Below are 18,031 nucleotides of genomic sequence, written 5' to 3'. Positions count from 1 at the left end.
TTTCTCGGGAGCCGGGTTACGAATCCCCAATCCCGAATCCCGAATCCCGGCTCCAAAACAATCAGCTCCGCTCCCCCTGCGGCAACTGCACCGTCACGCACAGCCCGCCTTCGTCGCGGTTGTGCAGCGACAGGCGGCCGCCGTGGGCTTCGACGATCTCGCGGGTTAGGGCCAGGCCCAGGCCGGTGCCGTTGCGCTTGGTCGAATAGAACGGCATCAGCGCGTTGTGCAGCACCGCCTCGTTCATGCCGCTGCCGCGGTCCAGCACTTCCAGGCGCAGCCAGTCCGGGCGTGTGGACACGCGCACGCGCACGCCGTCGGCCGGCGTCTGTCCCTCGGGCAGGGATTCGTGCGCGTTCTTGACCAGGTTGAGCAGCGCCTGCTGCAGTTGCGCCGGATCGACCCGGCTGTGCAGGTCCGGCGACTCCAGGTCCAGCGCGAACGGAATCTGCTGCTGCAGCCCGGCCAGGAACTGCGCCCAGTGCACCGTCTGCAGTTGCGGCTGCGGCAGCTTGGCGAAGCGCGCGTAGCCGCGGATGAAGCCTTCCAGGTGCCGCGCGCGTTCCTCGATGGTGCCGAACACCTCTTCCAGCCGCTCCACCTTCTGCCGCCGCACCAGTTCGGCGCCGGAGTGCGCCAGCGAGGCGATCGGCGCCAGCGAGTTGTTGAGCTCATGGCTGATGACCCGGATCACCTTCTTCCACGTATGCACTTCCTGGCGGCGCAGCTCGGCGGTGAGCAGGCGGATCAGCAGCAGTTCGTGCGGGCGGCCGTTGAGATGGAAGCGGCGCTGCGACAGGTGGTAGATCTGCTCCTCGTCCGGATCCTCGTCGCCGCCCTCGATCGCAAACAGGCTGTCGCCGCCGCGCGAGATCGCCTCGCGCAGCGGGGCCGGCACGCCGAGCAACAGGTCGTCCAGTCGCTGGCCTTCCAGCTTCCAGCCGCTGTGCAGCAGCTTGCGCGCGGCCAGGTTGGAGAACACCACGCGGCGCAGGCCGTCGCCGCCCTTGGAGGTGAGCAGCATCGCCACCGGGGTGTTCTGCACCATGGTGTCGAGCATCAGCTCGCGCTGCGCCAGACCCTGGCGTTGCTCGCGCAGGATCTCGCCCAGTTGCGCGTGCGCGGCGACCATCTCGCCCAGTTCGTCGTCGCCGCGCCAGTGCACGCCGAAGTTGTACTCGCCGTCGCGATAGCTGCTGACGGTGCCGGCCAGGGCGCGGAACACCGAGCGCATCGGCGCGGTGGCGCGGCGCAGGGTCCACCACATCAGCAGCAGCAGGGCCAGCGTCGAGGCCGTCACCACTTCCCAGCCGCGGTCCATCCAGTAGGCCAGCAGCCACGGCAAGGCCGCCGCCAGCGCCAGCACCGGCAGCAGGCGCAGGAACAGCATGGCTGTGAAGGAGCGGCGCAGTTTCATTCGCGCGGGATGCCGTAGCGGTCCATGCGCCGGTACAGCGCCTGCCGGCTCATGCCCAGTTCGGCGGCGGCCTGGGCGATGACGCCGTGCGCGCGGCCCAGTTCGGCCACGATGCGCTCGCGGTCGGGTTCGGCGGCGGCGGTCATGCGCGGCGCTGCCGGCTTCGGCAGGTTGAGGTCGGCGACCTCGATCTGCGCGCCGCTGGCCAGCAGTTCGGCGCGCTGCACCACGTTGCGCAGTTCGCGCACGTTGCCGGGCCAGGCGTGGCGCTGCAGTGCCTGGCAGGCGCCGGACGACAGCGGCTTGTCGCCGGAGAGGAAGTGCTCGGCCAACGGCACGATGTCGCCGGGGCGCTCGGCCAGCGCCGGCAGCGACAGTTCCACCGCGTTGAGCCGGTAGTACAGGTCCTCGCGGAAGCTGCCCTCGCGGATCATCGCGGTCAGGTCGGCGTTGGTGGCGCTGATCACCCGCACCTTGACCTGCCGCTCGCGGTTGGAACCGAGCCGCTCGAAACGCCCGGTCTCCAGTACCCGCAGCAGCTTCATCTGCCCGGCCAGCGACAGGTTGCCGATCTCGTCCAGGAACAGGGTGCCGCCGTCGGCGGCCTCGAACTTGCCCTCGCGCACCTTGTTGGCGCCGGTGTAGGCGCCGGCCTCGGCGCCGAACAGTTCGGCCTCGATCAGGTCGGCCGGGATCGCGCCGCAGTTCAGCGCCACGAACGGGCCGCGTCGCACCGAGGAATTGGCCTGGATGATCTGCGCGATCTTCTCCTTGCCGCTGCCGTTGGGGCCGGTGATCAGTACCGGCAGTTCCGAACGCGCGACCTGGCAGGCCAGGGCGATGGCGCGCTCGCTGGCGGGGTCGGCGAACACCGCGCCGCACAGGTCGTAGCGCTGCGCCAGTTGCTGACGATGGCGGCGCTCGCCGTCGCGGCGGCGCTCCAGTTCGCGGCGCGTCTCGGACAGTTCCAGCAGGTTGTTGACCGTGGTCAGCAGCTTGCGGTCGTCCCAGGGTTTGGCCAGGTAGTCGGCGGCGCCCGCCTTGACCAGTTCCACCGCGCTGCTGAGCTGGGTCCAGGCGGTCAGCAGGATCACCGGCAGGTCCGGATGGCGCGTGCGGATCGCCTCGAACAGGGCCACGCCTTCCTCGCCGGAGGTGGTGTCGGCGGTGAAGTTCATGTCCTGCAGCACCAGGTCGATGTCGCTCTCGGCCAGGCGCTGCAGGCCAGCCTGCGGGCTGTCGGCATACACCGTGTCGATGTCGTGCAGGGAGAACAGCACTTCTAGCGCAGTGGCGACCGCGGGGTTGTCGTCGATGATCAGCAGGCAGGGCATCGTGCACCTTGGGCGCGGGTCGGCGCGCCGGTGGAGGAAAACGGATCAGGCCGCATCATCGCAGCCTGCGTCCGGCTTGTCGTGTGTCCGCGCATCGCTGGCTCAGACACTGCGCGTGGCCACTGCCGGCGGAACCGCGGCGGCGCGGCGCGCGGGCGCCAGTATCGCCAGCTGGCCGAGCAGCAAGAGCGCTGCAGCGACGGCCGGCAGGTAGCCCAGCGGCAGGCGTGGCAGATCGTAGTGCTGCAAAAGCGCGTGATTGAGCAGCAATGCCAGCATCATGCCCACGGCGCTGCCAGCGCTCACGATCAGCAGGTTTTCGGTCCGAAAATGCCACAGGATGTCGCGACGGCTGGCGCCGATGGCACGGCGGATGCCGATCTGGCGCGTGCGTTGCTGCACCCAGAAGCTGGCCAGGCCGCCGATGCCCAGGGCGGTCACGAACAACAGGCCCGTGGTCGCTGCGAGCAGCAACCCGATCATGGTGGCATCGCGCTGGAAATAGCGCTGCCGCAGCTGGGAGTAGCTGCGGCGCCCTTCGCGCGGAATCAGCCGCAGCGGCCCTGCCTTTGCCAGCGCGCCGGCCGCTGCGGCCAGGACCCGTTCGCGGTCCTGCGGCGCGCTGCGCAACAGGTATTGCACGTGGTTGCCCGCGGGAAGCTGCGGCGACAGTGCGGCAAGGTGGTCGACCGTTGCGCCACGCAGCGTCGTGCGCAGCAGATCGTCGACGACGCCGACGACGATGGCGCCCTGGACTCCGCCATACAGCGTTTTGCCCACCGCAGGTTGACCTGGCCACAGTTGCCGCGCCAGCGTGCGGGTGACGATCACGGCGCTTGGCGAGGCGGTGGAATATTCGTCGGCACGGAAGTCGCGGCCGGCGATCAGGTGCGCGCCCATGGCCTGCACGAAACCTTGCGAGCCGGAGTAATACGTGGCCTGGATGCACCCTGTATTGTCCATCGAATGCTGCGCCATCGCGCGGTCCAGCGTCTGCCGGTCGGGGCAACCGCCATAGTCGTTGGCGCCGCCGGACAGCGGCAGGCTGAAGCCGATCGCGGCGGCTGCGGTGACGCCGGGGATGCCGCGCAATGCCCGCAGATCGGATTGTTGCTGGGCCAACGCATTGCCATCGCTCTGGACGCCGCGGACCGAGATCAGCGCGAGTTCTTGCTCCGGCAAGCCGCTGGGGACCCGCAACCGTTCGATGCGCCCACCGATCAGGAACACGGCGTTGGCGACGAAGGCGCAGGTCAGCGCGACCTGCAGCGCCAGCAGCGCGGCGGTGAGGCGGTGATGTTGCAGGCTGGAGAGGATGGGGCGGATCGGCAGATTCATGTCAGGTCCTTGATCTGCAGGGCGGGGTTGATCCGGCTCGCCCGCCATGCGGGCAGCAGGCCCGCCAGCAGCGCGGCGATCACCGCCAGCGCCACGGTGGCGAGCAGCATCTGCAGGTCCATCCGTGCCAGCCTGGCGTAGTCGTCCGGGCGCTGGCGCACGCTCCACAGACCCAGCTCGGCGATCGCGATGCCCAGTCCGCCACCGAGCAGCCCGATCAGTGCGGCTTCGCTGCCGAACTGCAGGAACACGTGGCTCCGGCGGGCGCCGAGCGCGCGCCGCACGCCGATCTCGCCGCCGCGACGCAGGAATTTCGCCAACAGCAAGGCGATCACGTTGACCAGACAGATCCAGAGGAAGCCCAGTGCCAGCAGCGTCTGCAGGCGCACATCGTCGGGCACCATCCGCAGGTGGCGCAGCCAGTCCATCAACGCGTACAGCCGTGCACGCTCCGGCGGGCGCTGGAAGCGTCCGCTGGCGTGTTGTGTCGCGGCATAGTCGTAGAGCAGGTGCTGGTAGTCGGCGACCTGCTGCGGCGTGTCCAGCCGCACCCAGAATTGCAGCCAGCTGGTCGAAGGATCTTTTAATCGCGCCGCGTCGTCGCCGCTGACCTTGTCCCAGCTACTGATGTTGCCGTTGACGTCCAGCGCCAGTTCCATCGCGGTCGACAGCGGCAGGAAGAAATCGTCCTGCTGGCCGAAGCTGCCCTTGCTGCCCGGATCGCCATAGAACAGCGGTTGCGGATTCCATGGGCCGGCCACGCCGATCACCTCGAAGCCGATGCGCTTTTCCCCGAGCGCCACCCGCTGGCCGACCGGGTCGCGCGCGCCGAACAGTGTATCGGCCAGGGTGCGGCTCAGCACGATGACGCGGGCATGGTTCTGGTCGTCCTGCGCGCTCCAGCCGCGTCCGCGCTGCAAGGGGATGCCGAACAGGGCGAAGAACCCGGCGCTGGCGTAGCGCCCGCTCAGGTCGAGCGGCGCTTGGGCCCCGCGCGGTGGCCACAGCAACGCTTGCCCGCCGGTCATCGCCGCCTGTGGCGTGGCCGGGGCGGCGCGCAGCAGCGCCATGGCGTCGGGCCAGGTGAGGTTGTCAGCCGGATCGCTCCACTCCTGGCTATCGGGGTAACTGGCCGGCAACGGGTCAAGATGCGGGGTGTAGAGCGCAGCGCTTCTGCCCGGCAGCGGATCGCGCGACATCACATGCAGCACCGTCAGCATGGTCATGCTCGCGCCGATGCCCAGGCCGATCGCCAGCACCATCAACGCGGTGGCGACCGGCGTACGCCGCAGGCTGCGCCAGGCCAGCGGCAGATAATAGTTCAACATGCGACAGCTCCTTCCTTGGGTGGTGGCCGTGTCGGGTCAGACACTGCGCGTGGCCACTGCCGGCGGCACCGCGGCGGCGCGGCGCGCGGGCGGCAGCACCGCGAGCTGGCCGAGCAGCCACAGCACCAGCGCGCCGACCGGCAGGTACCACAGCGGCAGCCGCGGCAACTCGTAGGCGCTCATCAGGTACAGGTTGGCGGCGTAGGCCAGCAACATGCCCAGCACGATGCCGGTGCTGGCGAGCAGGAAGTTCTCCAGTTGGAAATGCCGCAGGATCTGCGTGCAGGTGGCGCCGAGCGCGCGGCGGATGCCGATCTGCTTGGTGCGTTGCTGCACCCAGAAGCTGGTCAGGCCGACGATGCCCAGCGCGGTGATCAGCAACAGCGCCACGCTCACGCCGACCAGCAGCCAGGCCATCGCCTGGTCGTCGCGGTAGTAGGCCGCGCGCGACTGCTGCAAGGTCTGGGCGCCGTTCACCATGCGCCGTGGACCGTGTTGCGACAGCGTCGCCTTGGCTTGCCGCAATATCGCCTCGCGCTGCGCCGGGTCGCTTACGCGCAGCAGGTAGGTGCCGTGATCGTAGGGAACGTTCACCGGGAACAGCATCGTGTCTTCGTACTGGCCGGTGGTCCCGCCTTCGCGGGGCTGCACCAGGCGCTGCACCACGCCGACGACGCGGTGTTCGCCGTAGACGTAGATGGTGCGGCCCACCGCGTTCTGGCCGGGAAACAGGCGTTGCGCCAGCGACTGGCTGAGGATGACCGAGGGCGGGATGCGCTTGGCGACCGGATCGCGCAGTTGCGCGTAGTCGATGAACTCCTCGTTCGCGAAGCGGCGTCCTGCGACCAGGCGCAGCCCCAGGGTGTCGAGCAGCCGTGCGTCGCCGAAGTACTGCACTGCATGCAGGGTGCTGCGTTCCTGGTCCGGGCGCAGCGACACGCCGCTGTAGCCGAGCGAATCGCCGAACAGCGCCTGGTTGATGATGCTGGCGTCGCGCACACCGGGGATGCGCCGCAGCGCGTCCAGGTCGGCCCGGGTCTGCGCCGCGCCGTTGCCGTCGCTGACCACGCTGCGGCTGCGCAGCTGCACCAGCTCCTGCTCGGCGGCGCCGCTGGGCCGGTGCATGCGCTCGAGCCGCTGATCGATCAAGAACAGCGCGTTGCAGACCACGGCGCAACTGAAGGCGATCTCCAGCACGATCAGGCCGGCGGCGACGCGGTGCTTGCGCAGACTGGAGAGGATGGGATGGAGGGACACGGCGGGAGTTCCTGGCGGAGAGGGACGCGTGCGGCGCGTCATTGCGACTTGAGTTGCAGGGCGGTGGGCACGCGCATCGCCTGCCAGGCCGGCAGCAGCCCGGCGAGCAGGCTGCTGCCCAGGCTCAACGCCAGCGCGAGCAGCAGCATGCGGCCATCCATGTGCGCCAGCGCGGCGTAGGTGGACGGCTGCTGCCGCACCAGCCAGGTGCCGATCCACGCCAGCAGCAGGCCGCCGCTGCCGCCGACCACGCCGATCGCCGCCACTTCGACCAGGTGCTGGGCGAAGATCGCGCGGCGCGAGGCGCCCAGCGCGCGGCGCACGCCGATCTCGCCGCTGTGGCGCAGGAACTTGGCCAGCATCAGCCCGGCGGTATTGAGCAGGCAGATGCCCAGGAACGCCAACGCCAGCCACACCTGCAGGCGCACGTCGGAGGGGACCGCGTGGTTGCGGTCCAGCCAGGTCATCACGTCGCTGAGGCGGATGTCCGGCGGATGGCGGAAGCGGCCGGCGTCGCGCTGCTGCTGCGCATAGGCCTGCAGCGCGTCCAGGTAGGCGGCGCGCTTGTTGGGGCTATCCAGTTCCACCCAGTACTGGATCCAGGCGCAGGACGCGCTCTCGCTGGTCTTGTCGCCACCGCTGTCGCCCCAGCAGGACATCGAACCGCTGACGTCCAGGTCCAGGTCGCGCGCGGTGGAGAACGGCACGAACACGTCCTCGCTGTCGCCGTATTCGTTGTTGGTGAGGTCGTAGAAGCGCGGGTTCATGTCCCAGGCGTCGATCACCCCGACCACGCGCAGCACCGCATCGCCGAGCTGCAGCTGGCGGCCGATGCTGTCCACGTCGCCGAACAGCTGGGTATTGAGCCGCCGCGAAATCACCGCCACGCGCGCGCGCCGGGCGTCGTCGTCCGCGGTCCAGGCATGCCCGTAGCGCATCGGCACGGCGAACATCGGGAAGAAGTCGGCGCTGGTGTAGCGCGCTTCGGCGCCGAACGGCGTCAGCTGCGGCTGCGCCGGCACCACCGTCACGCTGCCGGCCGACATCAGCGCCTGGCGATCGCCGCGCCTGTCGCGCAGCAGCGCCTCGGCATCGCGGCGGGTCAGTTGCTGCGGGTCGGTGTCGTTCGGATCGTAATGGTCGTCCGGCTCGACGTTGAATTCGACGTTGAACAGCTGCGCGCTCTTGCCGGGAATGGGATCGGCCGCCAGCACATGGAACACGGTCAGCGTGGTCATCGACGCGCCGATGCCGACCGCGATCGCCAGCACCATCAGGGCGGTGAGCAGGCGGTTGCGGCGGAAGCTGTGCAGCGCCAGTTTGCAGTAGTAGCCGACCATCGGGGAGCCTGAAGAAAAAAGGCCGGCCGGAGCCGGCCAAGGGGAGGGGTCAGGTGCTGCGGGTGGCGACGGCCGGCGGCACGTCGGCGGCGCGCCGCGCCGGCGCGAACACCGCGATCTGGCCGAGCAGCCACAGCGCCACCGCGCCGATCGGCAGGTAGGCCAGCGGCAGCCGCGGCAGTTCGTACTTGCCCATCAGCCACTGGTTGATGGCGTAGGCCAGCAGCATGCCGAGCACGATGCCGGTGCTGGCCAGCAGGAAGTTCTCGGTCTGGAAGTAGCGCAGGATCTGCCCGCGGGTGGCACCGAGCGCGCGACGGATGCCGATCTGCTTGGTGCGCTGCTGCACCCAGAAGCTGGCCAGGCCGACGATGCCCAGCGCGGTGACGATCAACAGCGCCACGCAGACTGCGCCGAGCAGCCACACCATCGCGCGGTCGCCCTGGAAGTAATCGTCGCGGATCTCGCTGTAGGTCTGCTGCTTGAGTACCAGGCGGCTGCTGTCGACCTTCATCAAGGCCGCGGTCGCCGCGTTCAGCACTTCCTGGCGCCGCGCCGGGTCGGTGACCCGCAGCACGTACAGCCCGTCGGTGTACTTCAGGCGTAACGGCAGCAGCATCGCGTAGTCGATCTCGGCCAGGCCGCTGGCGGCGGTGGGGCGCGCCAGCGGGTCGACGATGCCGACGACGCGGGCGCCCACCGGGCCGGTATACACCGTCTTGCCCAGCGCGTTCTGACCCGGAAACATCTTTTCCGCGGTGGCGCGGTTGAGGATGATGGCGGTGCCTTTCTCTCGGATCTGCTTGTCGGTCTGGGCGGCGTCCATATCCATGTACTCGTCGGGCGCGAAATCGCGTCCGGCCACCAGCTTCAGGCCAAGGGTCTTCAGCGTGCCCTCTTCGGCCATGTATTGCGCCGCGTTGAGAGTGGGGCGCTCCTGGTCCGGGGTCAGCGACAGGCTGGTGTTCCAGGAGTAGTGCACGAACGGCACCTGGTTGAGCAGCGTGGCGTTGCGCACGCCGGGCACGGCGCGCAACGCGGCCAGGTCCTCGCGGGTGCGGGCGGCGGCGTTGACCTGCTGGCCGATGCCGCCCAGCGAGATCGTCACCAGTTCCGACTCGGCGATGCCGCTGGGCCGGTGCAGGGTCTCGATGCGGTTGCCGATCAGGAATAGCGCATTGCAGACGATCGCGCAGGCCAGGGCGATCTCCAGCACGATCAGCGCGGCGGCGGTCTTGTGCCTGCGCAAGGTGGACAGGGTGGGGCGGATATCCATGGCGATGACCTTGTGAGAGAGCATGAACGGCGCAGGGCGCGCAGGGTCAGGACTTGAGCTGCAGGGCGGGCGCGACCTGGATGGCGCGCCACGACGGCAACAGGCCGGCGAGCAGGCTGGCGCCCACCGCCATGGCGAAGGTCAGCACCAGCATGCTCGGATCCAGGTGCGCCAGCTTGGCGTAGCTGGCCGGTTGCTGGCGGACCGCCCACAGCCCGAGCATGGCCAGGCCCAGTCCGGCCACACCGCCGGCCAGGCCGATGGCGCCGGCCTCCACCAGGCATTGCGCGAAGATCGCCCCGCGCGAGGCGCCCAGCGCGCGGCGCACGCCGATCTCGCCGCTGCGGCGCAGGAACTTGGCCAGCAGCAGGCCGACGGTGTTGAGCAGGCACACCAGCAGGAAGCCCATCGCCAGCCACAGCTGCAGGCGCACGTCGCCGGGCACCACTTTGTTATGGTCCAGCCACTGCATGACGTCGCGCAGGCGCACGTTGTTCGGGCGCTGGAAGCGTCCGGCAGCACGCTGCTGCGAGGAGTAGTTCTCCAGGTAGGCCTTGTAGTCGGTAGCCTGCGCCGGACTCTCCAGTTCCACCCAGTACTGCACCCAGGTGCAGGGCGCATTGAGCGCGGTCTGGTCGCCGTTGCTGTCGCCGAAGCAGTTCATGTTGCCATTGCGGTCCATTTTCAGGTCCATCGCCACCGAGAACGGCAGATAGGCCTGTTCGTCCGACCCGTAGGTGTTGGTGACGTCGTAGAAGCGCGGCTTGGGCTCCCAGGTGTCGAGCACGCCGACGATGCGGAAGGTGTTCTGGTCCATGCGCAGTTCGCGGCCGACGCTGTCGGCGCCTTCGAACAGCTTTTCGTTGAGCTTCCTGCTGATGACGACCACGCGCTCATGGCGCTCGTCTTCCGTGCCGGTCCAGCCGTGCCCGTACAGGAACGGCGTATCGAACATCGGGAAGAAGTCCGCCGAGGTGAAACGCACTTCCGACTTGAACGGCTTCAGGCCGCTCTTGCGCGGTTCGATCGCCACGCTGCCGCCGCTCATCAACGCCTGGCGCTTGGCGCGCTTCTCGCGCAGCAGGGTCTCGGCATCGAAGCGGGTGTTCTGCAAATCCGGTTCCTCGCCCGGCTGGTAGCCGGCCTTGGGCTGCGCATCGACCTGCACGTAAAACAGACGGTCGCTCTTCTGCGGGATCGGGTCGCCGGAGAGCACGTAGAACACGGTCAGCGTGGTCATGCTGGCGCCGATCCCCAAGGCGATGGCCAGCACCATCAGTGCGGTGAGGACCTTGTTGCGGCCGAAGCTGCGCAAGGCGAGGCGGACGTAGTAGCCGAACATGGGAGCTCCGGGGTCAGGCGCTGCGGGTGGCGGTGGCGGGCGGGACGGCGGCGGCGCGCAGGGCGGGGCCGAGCACGGCACATTGGCCGAGCAGCCACACCGCGACCATGCCGGTGAGCACGGTGGGCGAGGACAGCCGCTCCAGTTCGAAGCGCTGCATCAGCCACTGGTTCATGACGTAGGCGAGCACCGCGCCGAGCAGCGCGCCGCCGCCGACGATCAGCAGGTTTTCCAGCTGGAAGTAGCGCAGGATGTCGTCGCGGGTGGCGCCGAGCGCGCGGCGGATGCCGATCTGCCGGGTGCGCTGCTGCACCCAGAAGCTGGCCAGCCCGCCGATGCCCAGTGCGGTGACGGTGAGCAGGATCAGGATGATCGCCAGCAGCATCCGCGCCACCGCGCTGTCGCTCTTGAAGTACTCGGTCCGCAGCTCCTGCATGGTGGCGACCTGCTGCTGCACATAGGTGGGGTTGGCGCGCTGCATCGCCGCCGCTGCGCGCGGCAGCGCCTGCGCCAGTTGCCCAGGCGCGCTGCGGATCAGGTAGCCGCCGCCCCAGCCCTCGCTGCTGGCATGGATCTCGGTGAGCAGCGCATCGGCATCGTCGTCGTGGCCGGTGATCTCGCCGCGCAGCGGCGCCATCACCCCGACGATGTCCAGGCGTACCTGCTGGTTGAAGGTGCTGGTGTAGAGCGTGCGCCCCAGCGGCGAGGCGCCGGGGAACAGCTTGGCGGCCAGCGACGGGGTGATCAGCGCCGGCAGGCGCCGCTCGATCTCGGCAGGCGCGCCGAACAGGGCCGAGGCGCCGGGCAGCTCCGCATCGCGCAGGTCGCGGCCGGCGACGATGCGGATGCCCAGGGTGCGGTTCAGGCCCTGGCTGCCGAGGAACAGGCGGGCACGGGCGACCGGTTGCGTGGCCTGCGGCTGCAGGAACAGCTGCGCCTGCGCCGGCCCCCACAGCGGCGGCGCGCCGAACGCCGCCGCTTCCACGCCGGGCACCGCCTGCAGGATGTCCAGGCTGCGGCCGACGCTGCTGACACTGCCTGGCTCGCCGACCACGCTGATGCTCTGGATCAGGCCGATGTCCTGTTCCATCACCCCGGTCGGGGTCTGCACGCGCTGGTAGGTGCGGGCGATGATGAACACCAGGTTGCACAGCACCGCCAGGGTCAGGGCGATCTGCAGCGCCATCAGCACCACCGCGGCGCGATGGCTGCCCAGCGCGGACAGGATGGGACGCACGGGAGGCAGCGCGGTCATAGCGATTTCACCTGCAGGGCGGGGGCGATGCGCGAGGCACGCCAGGCCGGCCACAGGCCGGCGGCCAGCGCCGACAGCGTGGCCACGGCCAGGGCAATGCCCAGGATCGCGGGATCGGCATGCGCCTGTTGCGCGTAGGCCACCGGTTGCTGGCGCACCAGCCACAGGCCGATCCAGGTCAGCGGGATGCCGAGCAGGCCGCCCAGGCAACCGATCAGCGCCGATTCGGCCAGGCATTGCGCGAACACTGCGCGGCGGCTGGCGCCGAGCGCGCGGCGCACGCCGATCTCGCCGGCCTTGCGCATGAACTTGGCGACCAGCAGGCCGACCGCATTGAGCAGGCACACCAGCAGTACGCCGAAGGCGATCCAGGTCTGCATGCGCACCGTGGCCGGCACCACCCGCTTGTAGTCGAGCCAGTCGACCAGGCTGCGCAGGCGGGTGTTGGGAGCGCGTTCGAAGCGGCCGAGCTGGCCCTGCTGCGCGCTGTAGGCGTCCAGCGCCGCGCGGTAGCGCCGCACCTGTTCCGGCGTGTCCAGCCGCACCCAGTACTGCACCCAGGTGCACTGCGCCGCCTTGGGGTCGTGCAGGCCGGCCTCGCCGTCCTTGCCCCAGCACTGCATCGGCCCGTAGCCGTAGTCCTGCGGCAGGTCCAGCCAGGTCTCGAACGGCATGTACAACGCTTCCGGCGGCGTGTACGCGCCAGAGTTGAGGTCGTAGAAGCGCGGCTGCGCATTCCAATCGTCGATCACCCCGACCACCCGGAACGGGCGGGTGGCGATGGTCAGGGTCTTGCCGACGCTGTCCGCGCCACCGAACAGCGCGTCGTTGAGCTTGCGGCTCAGCACCACCACCGGCGCGCGCTGGGTATCGTCATGACGGCTCCAGCCGCTGCCGTAGAGGAAGCGCATGCCGAACATGGCGAACAGGTCGGCGGTGGCGGCGCGGGTGGTGAGCATGCGCAAGGGGCTGTTGGGCACGGTCTGGCGCACCGGCAGCCAGTTCGCGCTGGTCATGGTCTGCGCCGGTGCCGCCTGCGCCCGATACAGCGCGGTGGCGTCCTGCCAGGTCAGCTCGTCCGGCGGCTCGCGGTCGGCGCTGGGCAGGTTGCGCGGACGCGGGTCCACCTGCGGATGGAACAGCGTGGCGCTGCGCCCGGGCAGCGGATCGCCGGAGAGCGTATGCAGCACCGTCAGCATGGTCATCGACGCGCCGATGCCCAGCGCCACCGCCAGCACCATCAGCGCGGTGAGGATGCGGTTGCGGCCGAAGCTGCGCAGCGCCAGGCGGAGGTAGTAAGCGAACATGCGGGCTCCGGGTCAGGCGCTGCGGGTGGCGATGGCGGGGGCGACGGCCGCGGCGCGTAGGGCCGGGCCGAGCACGGCAAGCTGGCCCAGCGCGCACAACAGCAGCGCGCCGACAGGCAGGTAGCTGGCCGGCAGCCGCTCCAGTTCGAATACGTGCATCAGCAATACGTTGCCGCCATAGGCCAGCAGCATGCCCAGCGCCACGCCGGCGCCGACCAGCAGCAGGTTCTCGGTCTGGAAATAGCGCAGGATGTCGCGGCGGGTGGCGCCGAGCGCACGGCGGATGCCGATCTGCTTGGTGCGCTGCTGCACCCAGAAGCTGGCCAGGCCGACGATCCCCAGCGCGGTCACCAGCAGCATCGCGACGATGATCGCGACCAGCAGCCCGGTCATGGCGCGGTCGCTCTGGAAGTATTCCTGGCGCAGGTCGAGCAGCGGCTTGCTGTACGCGTTGTCCATCACCGCTTCGGGCACCGCCCGCGCCACCGCGGCGCGCGCCTGCGCCAACACCCGCGGCAGCTCGCGCGGATCGGCGCGCAGCACGTAGGTGCCTGAGCGCTCCGCTTCGCGCACCGGGATGACCACCGACCAGTCGCTGCCGATCACGCCGTCTTCGCTGCGGCCTGGATCGGGGCGCGCCAGGTGGTCGAGTGTGCCGATCACGCGGAAATGTCCGCCGGCCCAGAACTCCTTCCCCAGCGGATCCTGGCCCGGCCACAGATGTGCGGCCAGCGCGCGAGTGATCCACACGCTGGCCGCGGTCGGGAGGCCGTTTTTGAGCGGTTGGTAGTCCGCGTCGCCGAAGGTGCGGCCGCTGTCGGGCTGCAGTGCCAGGGCCGCGACGGCGCCGGGACTGACCATGTAGAAATGCGGCACGCCGCCGATCTGCGTGCAGTCCTGGTCCAGGCACAGTCCGTTGTTGTTGGTGGGCGTGGCGAACGGCACGCTGTTGACCACGCCCGCCGCACGTACGCCGGGCGTGCGGCGCACCGCATCCAGCGCGCGGGCGTTGAGGTCGGCATTGTTGCAGTCGTCGCAGCCGGACAGCGACACCAAGCCCAGCGCGGCCTCGTCGATGCCGCTGCGCAGATGCACCAGCTCCATGCGGTTGCCGATCAGGAAGAAGGCGTTGCACAACACGGCGCAGGCCAGCGCCACTTCCAGGGCGATCAGCGTCGCCGCGATGCGGTGGCGCGCCAGCGCGCTCAGGATGGGTTTGATCTGCATCGTCGCGCGTCCCGGTTACAGACTCTTGAGTTGCATGGCCGGCGCGATACCGCTGGCGCGCAGGGCGGGGAACAGGCCGGCCGCGAGGCTGCAGGCGATCGCCAGGGCGAAGGTGCCGGCGAACGTCGCCAGGTCCAGATGCGCCAGGTCGGCGTAGGCGGTGGGTTGCTGGCGCACGCTCCACAGGCCCAGCAGGGTCAGCAGCCAGCCGCCGGCGCCGCCGACCAGGCCGATCACGCTGGCCTCGGTCAGGCACTGCGCGAAGATCGCGCGCCGCGACGCGCCCAGCGCGCGGCGCACGCCGATCTCGCCACCGCGGCGCAGGAACTTGGCCAGCAGCAGGCCGACGCTGTTGAACAGGCACAGGCCCAGGAACGCCAGCGCCAGCCAGCTCTGCAGGCGCACGTCGCCAGGCACCACGCGGTTGTGCTCCAGCCATTGCGGCAGGGACAGCAGGCGCGCGGTGTCAGCACGGCCGATGCGCCCGGCGGCGTGCTGCTGCGCGGCGTAGTCGGCCAGCAGCCGGCGGTAGTCGGCGACCTTCGCCGGCGTGTCCAGTTGCACCCACAATTGCAGCCACACGCACGGCGCATCGCGCAGGTCCATTGCGGAATCCACCTTGCTGAAGCAGGTCCATGGTTGGATATGGCCGTCGTTGACCTCCAGGCTGCTGGACAGCGGCATGAACACGTCCTGCGGCCGTCCGTAGAAGCTGGCGGTGTCGCCATGCGCGAAGCTGCCGCCGGCCAGCGTGTAGAACAGCGGCGACGGCCGCCATGGCGCCAGCACGCCGACGATGCGCACCGCGGTGCCGCGCACCAGCAGGCTGCGGCCGACGCTGTTGCGTCCGCCGAACAGCTTGGCGTTGAGATCGGCCGAGATCACCGCCACCCTTGCCCTGTCCTCATCGTCGCGCGCCCGCCAGCCACTGCCGTAGGCGAACGGCACCTGGAACATCGGGAAGAAATCGGCCTGGGTCATCAGCAACTGGGTCATGAAGGGCGCGGTGGCGCTGTCCGGCGCGCGCACCTTGATCTCGCTCTCGGCGACCATGGCCTGGCGATCGGCGCGTCCGCGCTTCCACAGGTCCATGGCCGAGGGATAGTCGAGCTTGTCGTACGGCTTCTGATTGGCGCCGTTGCTCGGGCGCGGATCGAGTTGCGCGAAGAAGATCTGCTGGCTGCGCCCGGGCAACGGATCGCCGGACAGCAGCCGCATCACCGTCAGCGTGGTCATCGCCGCACCGATGCCCACGGCGATGGACAGCACCATCAGCGTGGTGAGCACCGGGCTGCGGCGCAGGCTGCGCAACGCTTGCTGGAAGTAGTAGCCGAGCATGCCAGTCTCCGCGCCGTCGCCCTGCCGATCAGCCCGCGGCCGCGGCGTCGTTGCCGCCGTGCGCCAGCACCGGTTCGCGCTGCAGGTCGGTGGCCTGGCCGTCGACGATGTGCACGTTGCGCTGCGCGCGCGCGGCCAGCTCCGGATCGTGGGTGACCATGACGATGGTCGAGCCCTGCGCGTTGATCTCCTCCAGCAGTTCCATCACCCCGCGCGCCATCTGCGAGTCGAGGTTGCCGGTCGGTTCGTCGGCCAGCAGCAGGCGCGGGCTGCCGGCCAGGGCGCGGGCGATCGCCGCGCGCTGCTGCTGGCCGCCGGACAGTTCGGACGGATAGTGCTTCATGCGCGAGCCCAGCCCGACCCGACCCAGCGCCTCCTCGATGCGCTGCTTGCGCTCGGCCGCGCCCATGCCGCGGTAGCGCAGCGGCACGTCGACGTTGTCGAACAGGTTGAGGTCGGGGATCAGGTTGAAGCCCTGGAAGATGAAACCGATCTTCTGGTTGCGCATGCGCGAGCGCGCATCGTCGTTGAGGTTGCTGACGTCCTGGCCATCGAGCAGGTACTGGCCGCTGGTGAAGGTTTCCAGCAAGCCGGCGATGTTGAGGAAGGTGGTCTTGCCCGAACCCGACGGCCCGGTGACGGCGACGAACTCGCCCTCGCGGACATGCAGGTCCAGCGAGCGCAACGCATGCGTCTCGACCTGTTCGGTGCGGAAGACCTTGGAGACGGAGCGCATTTCGAGCATGGCGTGAGTTCCTGTGGTGGTGGAGCGGGGATTGGGGATTGGGGATTCGGGATGTCGGGATTCGAAAGCGGCGGCCAGGAGAGGAAAACGAGAGGGGGCTTACGAATCCCCATTCCCGATTCCCCAATCCCGGCTCCTAATGCACCGTCACCTGCGGCGCGTCGCCGAACAGGTCGCTGCCGGAGACCACGACCCGGTCGCCCGGCTGCAGACCCGAGCGCACTTCGACTTCGCCCAGGCTGGTGACGCCCAGTTCGACCGGGCGGCGCACCGCCGAGTCGCCGTCCATGACGTAGGCGTAGCGGCCGCCGGACTGTTCGACGAACGGACCGCGCTCGAGCTTGAGCACGTTCTTGCGGGTATCCAGCAGCACCCGCGCGCTCATGCGCTGGCTCTGGCGCAGGCCCGGCGGCTGCTTGTCGGTGAAGCGGATGCGCGCGTTGACCTCGCCGTTGACCACTTCCGGCGACACCGCCGAGATCGCACCGGCGAACGGTTCGCCGGCACCGCTGGTCAACTGCGCCGGCATGCCGATCGCCAGATCGCGGGCGAAGCTCTCCGGCACCTTGATCTCCAGTTCGAACTTGGACAGGTCGACCACGCTCAGCACCGGCGCATTGGCGGCGACATTGGTGTGCTGCGAGACCTGCACCTGGCCGACCTGGCCGTCGAACGGCGAGCGCAGGGTCAGCAGGTCGACTTGGCGCTGCACCTCGGCCACCACCGCGCGCTGGCGCTCGGCGAGCAGGAGCTTGTTGCGTGCGTCCAGCGAGGCGCCCTGCGCCTGCAGGCCTGAGTCCTTCTGCGCGTGGCTCATCGCAATGTCGGCCTTCTTCAGGGTGTCCTGGGCCTTGGCCAGTTCCACCTGCGGCACCGCGCCGCCTTCGTAGCCGCGCTCGTAGCGCTCCAGGTCGCGGCTGGCGGCCTGCCGCTCGATCTGCGCCTGGTCGATCAGCTTGCTGGCATTGGCACGGGCCAGGGTCGCGTCCAGGTCGGCGCGGCCGGCCTCGGCTTCCAGGCCGGCCAGGGTGGCCTCTTCCTGGGCCAGCTTGCTGCGCAGCTCCGGGCTGTCGATCTCGGCCAGTTCCTGGCCCTGCTTGACCACGTCGCCGGCGACCACCTTCAGGGTCACGGTGCCGCCGGAGATGGCGTACAGGGTGGGGCTGTTGGCGGCGATCAGGCGGCCGTCGGCGGAGATGTCGCGGACCAGGTCGCCGCGGGTCACCGTGGCGATGCGCACACGTTGCGCGTCGAACGAGCGGCTGCCGGCGATCCAGCCGCGTGCGGCGAAGGCGATGCCCAGCAGCACCAGCGCAACGATCAGCCCGGGCCACAACCAGCGGCGCCAGGCGGCGGAGCGGGGGCGGGCGAGAACCTGGTCCTGGGCGGAGGTGTCACGGATCATCGGACGATCGCAGCGGTGAGGATGGGAACTTCATCGCAGGATGCGTGCCAACTGCAAGTCATTGAATTGCATGGAGGTGGGCGGCGCGGACGAGTGTCCGAGTGTCCGCGGACACGTTCGCG

Annotated in this window: 14 protein-coding genes; all 14 read right to left on the bottom strand. The window is 69.5% G+C overall.

All coding sequences use genetic code 11. From position 1 onward, the window contains the following. Positions 1-61: 61 nt before the first annotated feature. The gene (locus tag GGR64_RS06480) at positions 62-1,417 is read right to left on the bottom strand and encodes a HAMP domain-containing sensor histidine kinase (protein ID WP_184644674.1); all 1,356 of its coding nucleotides are present in this window, start codon (positions 1,415-1,417) and stop codon (positions 62-64) included. Continuing rightward, a complete protein-coding gene (locus GGR64_RS06475) occupies positions 1,414-2,751 on the bottom strand; it encodes a sigma-54 dependent transcriptional regulator (RefSeq protein ID WP_184644672.1) in 1,338 nt (445 codons plus the stop codon). The genes GGR64_RS06480 and GGR64_RS06475 overlap by 4 nt, the downstream gene beginning before the upstream one ends. A gap of 102 nt (positions 2,752-2,853) precedes the next feature. Further along, entirely contained in the window at positions 2,854-4,089 is a 1,236-nt protein-coding gene (locus tag GGR64_RS06470; RefSeq protein ID WP_184644670.1) for an FtsX-like permease family protein, read from the bottom strand. Continuing rightward, complete coding sequence (locus GGR64_RS06465; RefSeq protein WP_184644668.1) at positions 4,086-5,417, bottom strand: ABC transporter permease; 1,332 nt, start codon at positions 5,415-5,417, stop codon at positions 4,086-4,088. Before GGR64_RS06465 ends, GGR64_RS06470 begins: the two co-directional genes overlap by 4 nt. Before the next feature lie 36 nt (positions 5,418-5,453). Beyond that, positions 5,454-6,674 (bottom strand): FtsX-like permease family protein, encoded by a 1,221-nt coding sequence (locus tag GGR64_RS06460; protein ID WP_184644665.1) that lies wholly within the window; start codon positions 6,672-6,674, stop codon positions 5,454-5,456. Positions 6,675-6,712: 38 nt separating this feature from the next. Further along, complete coding sequence (locus GGR64_RS06455; RefSeq protein WP_184644663.1) at positions 6,713-8,014, bottom strand: ABC transporter permease; 1,302 nt, start codon at positions 8,012-8,014, stop codon at positions 6,713-6,715. Between the two features lie 49 nt (positions 8,015-8,063). Continuing rightward, positions 8,064-9,290, bottom strand: coding sequence for an FtsX-like permease family protein (locus GGR64_RS06450; RefSeq protein ID WP_184644661.1), 1,227 nt, complete (start codon positions 9,288-9,290; stop codon positions 8,064-8,066). A gap of 46 nt (positions 9,291-9,336) precedes the next feature. Continuing rightward, positions 9,337-10,632, bottom strand: a complete 1,296-nt coding sequence (locus tag GGR64_RS06445; protein WP_184644659.1) for an ABC transporter permease — start codon at positions 10,630-10,632, stop codon at positions 9,337-9,339. 13 nt (positions 10,633-10,645) lie between these two features. Next, complete coding sequence (locus tag GGR64_RS06440; RefSeq protein ID WP_184644657.1) at positions 10,646-11,887, bottom strand: FtsX-like permease family protein; 1,242 nt, start codon at positions 11,885-11,887, stop codon at positions 10,646-10,648. After that, a complete protein-coding gene (locus GGR64_RS06435; RefSeq protein ID WP_184644656.1) occupies positions 11,884-13,194 on the bottom strand; it encodes an ABC transporter permease in 1,311 nt (436 codons plus the stop codon). The genes GGR64_RS06440 and GGR64_RS06435 overlap by 4 nt, the downstream gene beginning before the upstream one ends. Before the next feature lie 12 nt (positions 13,195-13,206). Next, a complete protein-coding gene (locus GGR64_RS06430; RefSeq protein ID WP_184644654.1) occupies positions 13,207-14,421 on the bottom strand; it encodes an FtsX-like permease family protein in 1,215 nt (404 codons plus the stop codon). A gap of 15 nt (positions 14,422-14,436) precedes the next feature. After that, on the bottom strand, positions 14,437-15,759 hold the full coding sequence (locus GGR64_RS06425; RefSeq protein WP_184644651.1) for an ABC transporter permease: 1,323 nt from the start codon (positions 15,757-15,759) through the stop codon (positions 14,437-14,439). A 28-nt stretch (positions 15,760-15,787) separates the two neighbouring features. Further along, complete coding sequence (locus GGR64_RS06420) at positions 15,788-16,504, bottom strand: ABC transporter ATP-binding protein (protein WP_160969222.1); 717 nt, start codon at positions 16,502-16,504, stop codon at positions 15,788-15,790. A 136-nt stretch (positions 16,505-16,640) separates the two neighbouring features. Further along, positions 16,641-17,909, bottom strand: coding sequence for an efflux RND transporter periplasmic adaptor subunit (locus GGR64_RS06415; protein ID WP_184644649.1), 1,269 nt, complete (start codon positions 17,907-17,909; stop codon positions 16,641-16,643). Between the last annotated feature and the right edge of the window lie 122 nt (positions 17,910-18,031).

It is taken from the genome of Xanthomonas sp. 3307, from assembly GCF_014199735.1.
In the GTDB taxonomy this organism is placed as follows: domain Bacteria; phylum Pseudomonadota; class Gammaproteobacteria; order Xanthomonadales; family Xanthomonadaceae; genus Xanthomonas_A; species Xanthomonas_A rydalmerensis.
Note: the sequence above shows the minus strand (reverse complement) of the source record. Positions and strands in the feature narration are given on the sequence as shown.

Excerpts from the sequence above, each read along its gene's own strand:
- GGR64_RS06480 (WP_184644674.1), bottom strand. The coding sequence starts at position 1,417 with ATGAAACTGCGCCGCTCCTTCACAGCCATGCTGTTCCTGCGCCTGCTG.
- GGR64_RS06475 (WP_184644672.1), bottom strand. The coding sequence starts at position 2,751 with ATGCCCTGCCTGCTGATCATCGACGACAACCCCGCGGTCGCCACTGCG.
- GGR64_RS06470 (WP_184644670.1), bottom strand. The coding sequence starts at position 4,089 with ATGAATCTGCCGATCCGCCCCATCCTCTCCAGCCTGCAACATCACCGC.
- GGR64_RS06465 (WP_184644668.1), bottom strand. The coding sequence starts at position 5,417 with ATGTTGAACTATTATCTGCCGCTGGCCTGGCGCAGCCTGCGGCGTACG.
- GGR64_RS06455 (WP_184644663.1), bottom strand. The coding sequence starts at position 8,014 with ATGGTCGGCTACTACTGCAAACTGGCGCTGCACAGCTTCCGCCGCAAC.
- GGR64_RS06450 (WP_184644661.1), bottom strand. The coding sequence starts at position 9,290 with ATGGATATCCGCCCCACCCTGTCCACCTTGCGCAGGCACAAGACCGCC.
- GGR64_RS06445 (WP_184644659.1), bottom strand. The coding sequence starts at position 10,632 with ATGTTCGGCTACTACGTCCGCCTCGCCTTGCGCAGCTTCGGCCGCAAC.
- GGR64_RS06440 (WP_184644657.1), bottom strand. The coding sequence starts at position 11,887 with ATGACCGCGCTGCCTCCCGTGCGTCCCATCCTGTCCGCGCTGGGCAGC.
- GGR64_RS06435 (WP_184644656.1), bottom strand. The coding sequence starts at position 13,194 with ATGTTCGCTTACTACCTCCGCCTGGCGCTGCGCAGCTTCGGCCGCAAC.
- GGR64_RS06430 (WP_184644654.1), bottom strand. The coding sequence starts at position 14,421 with ATGCAGATCAAACCCATCCTGAGCGCGCTGGCGCGCCACCGCATCGCG.
- GGR64_RS06425 (WP_184644651.1), bottom strand. The coding sequence starts at position 15,759 with ATGCTCGGCTACTACTTCCAGCAAGCGTTGCGCAGCCTGCGCCGCAGC.
- GGR64_RS06420 (WP_160969222.1), bottom strand. The coding sequence starts at position 16,504 with ATGCTCGAAATGCGCTCCGTCTCCAAGGTCTTCCGCACCGAACAGGTC.
- GGR64_RS06415 (WP_184644649.1), bottom strand. The coding sequence starts at position 17,909 with ATGATCCGTGACACCTCCGCCCAGGACCAGGTTCTCGCCCGCCCCCGC.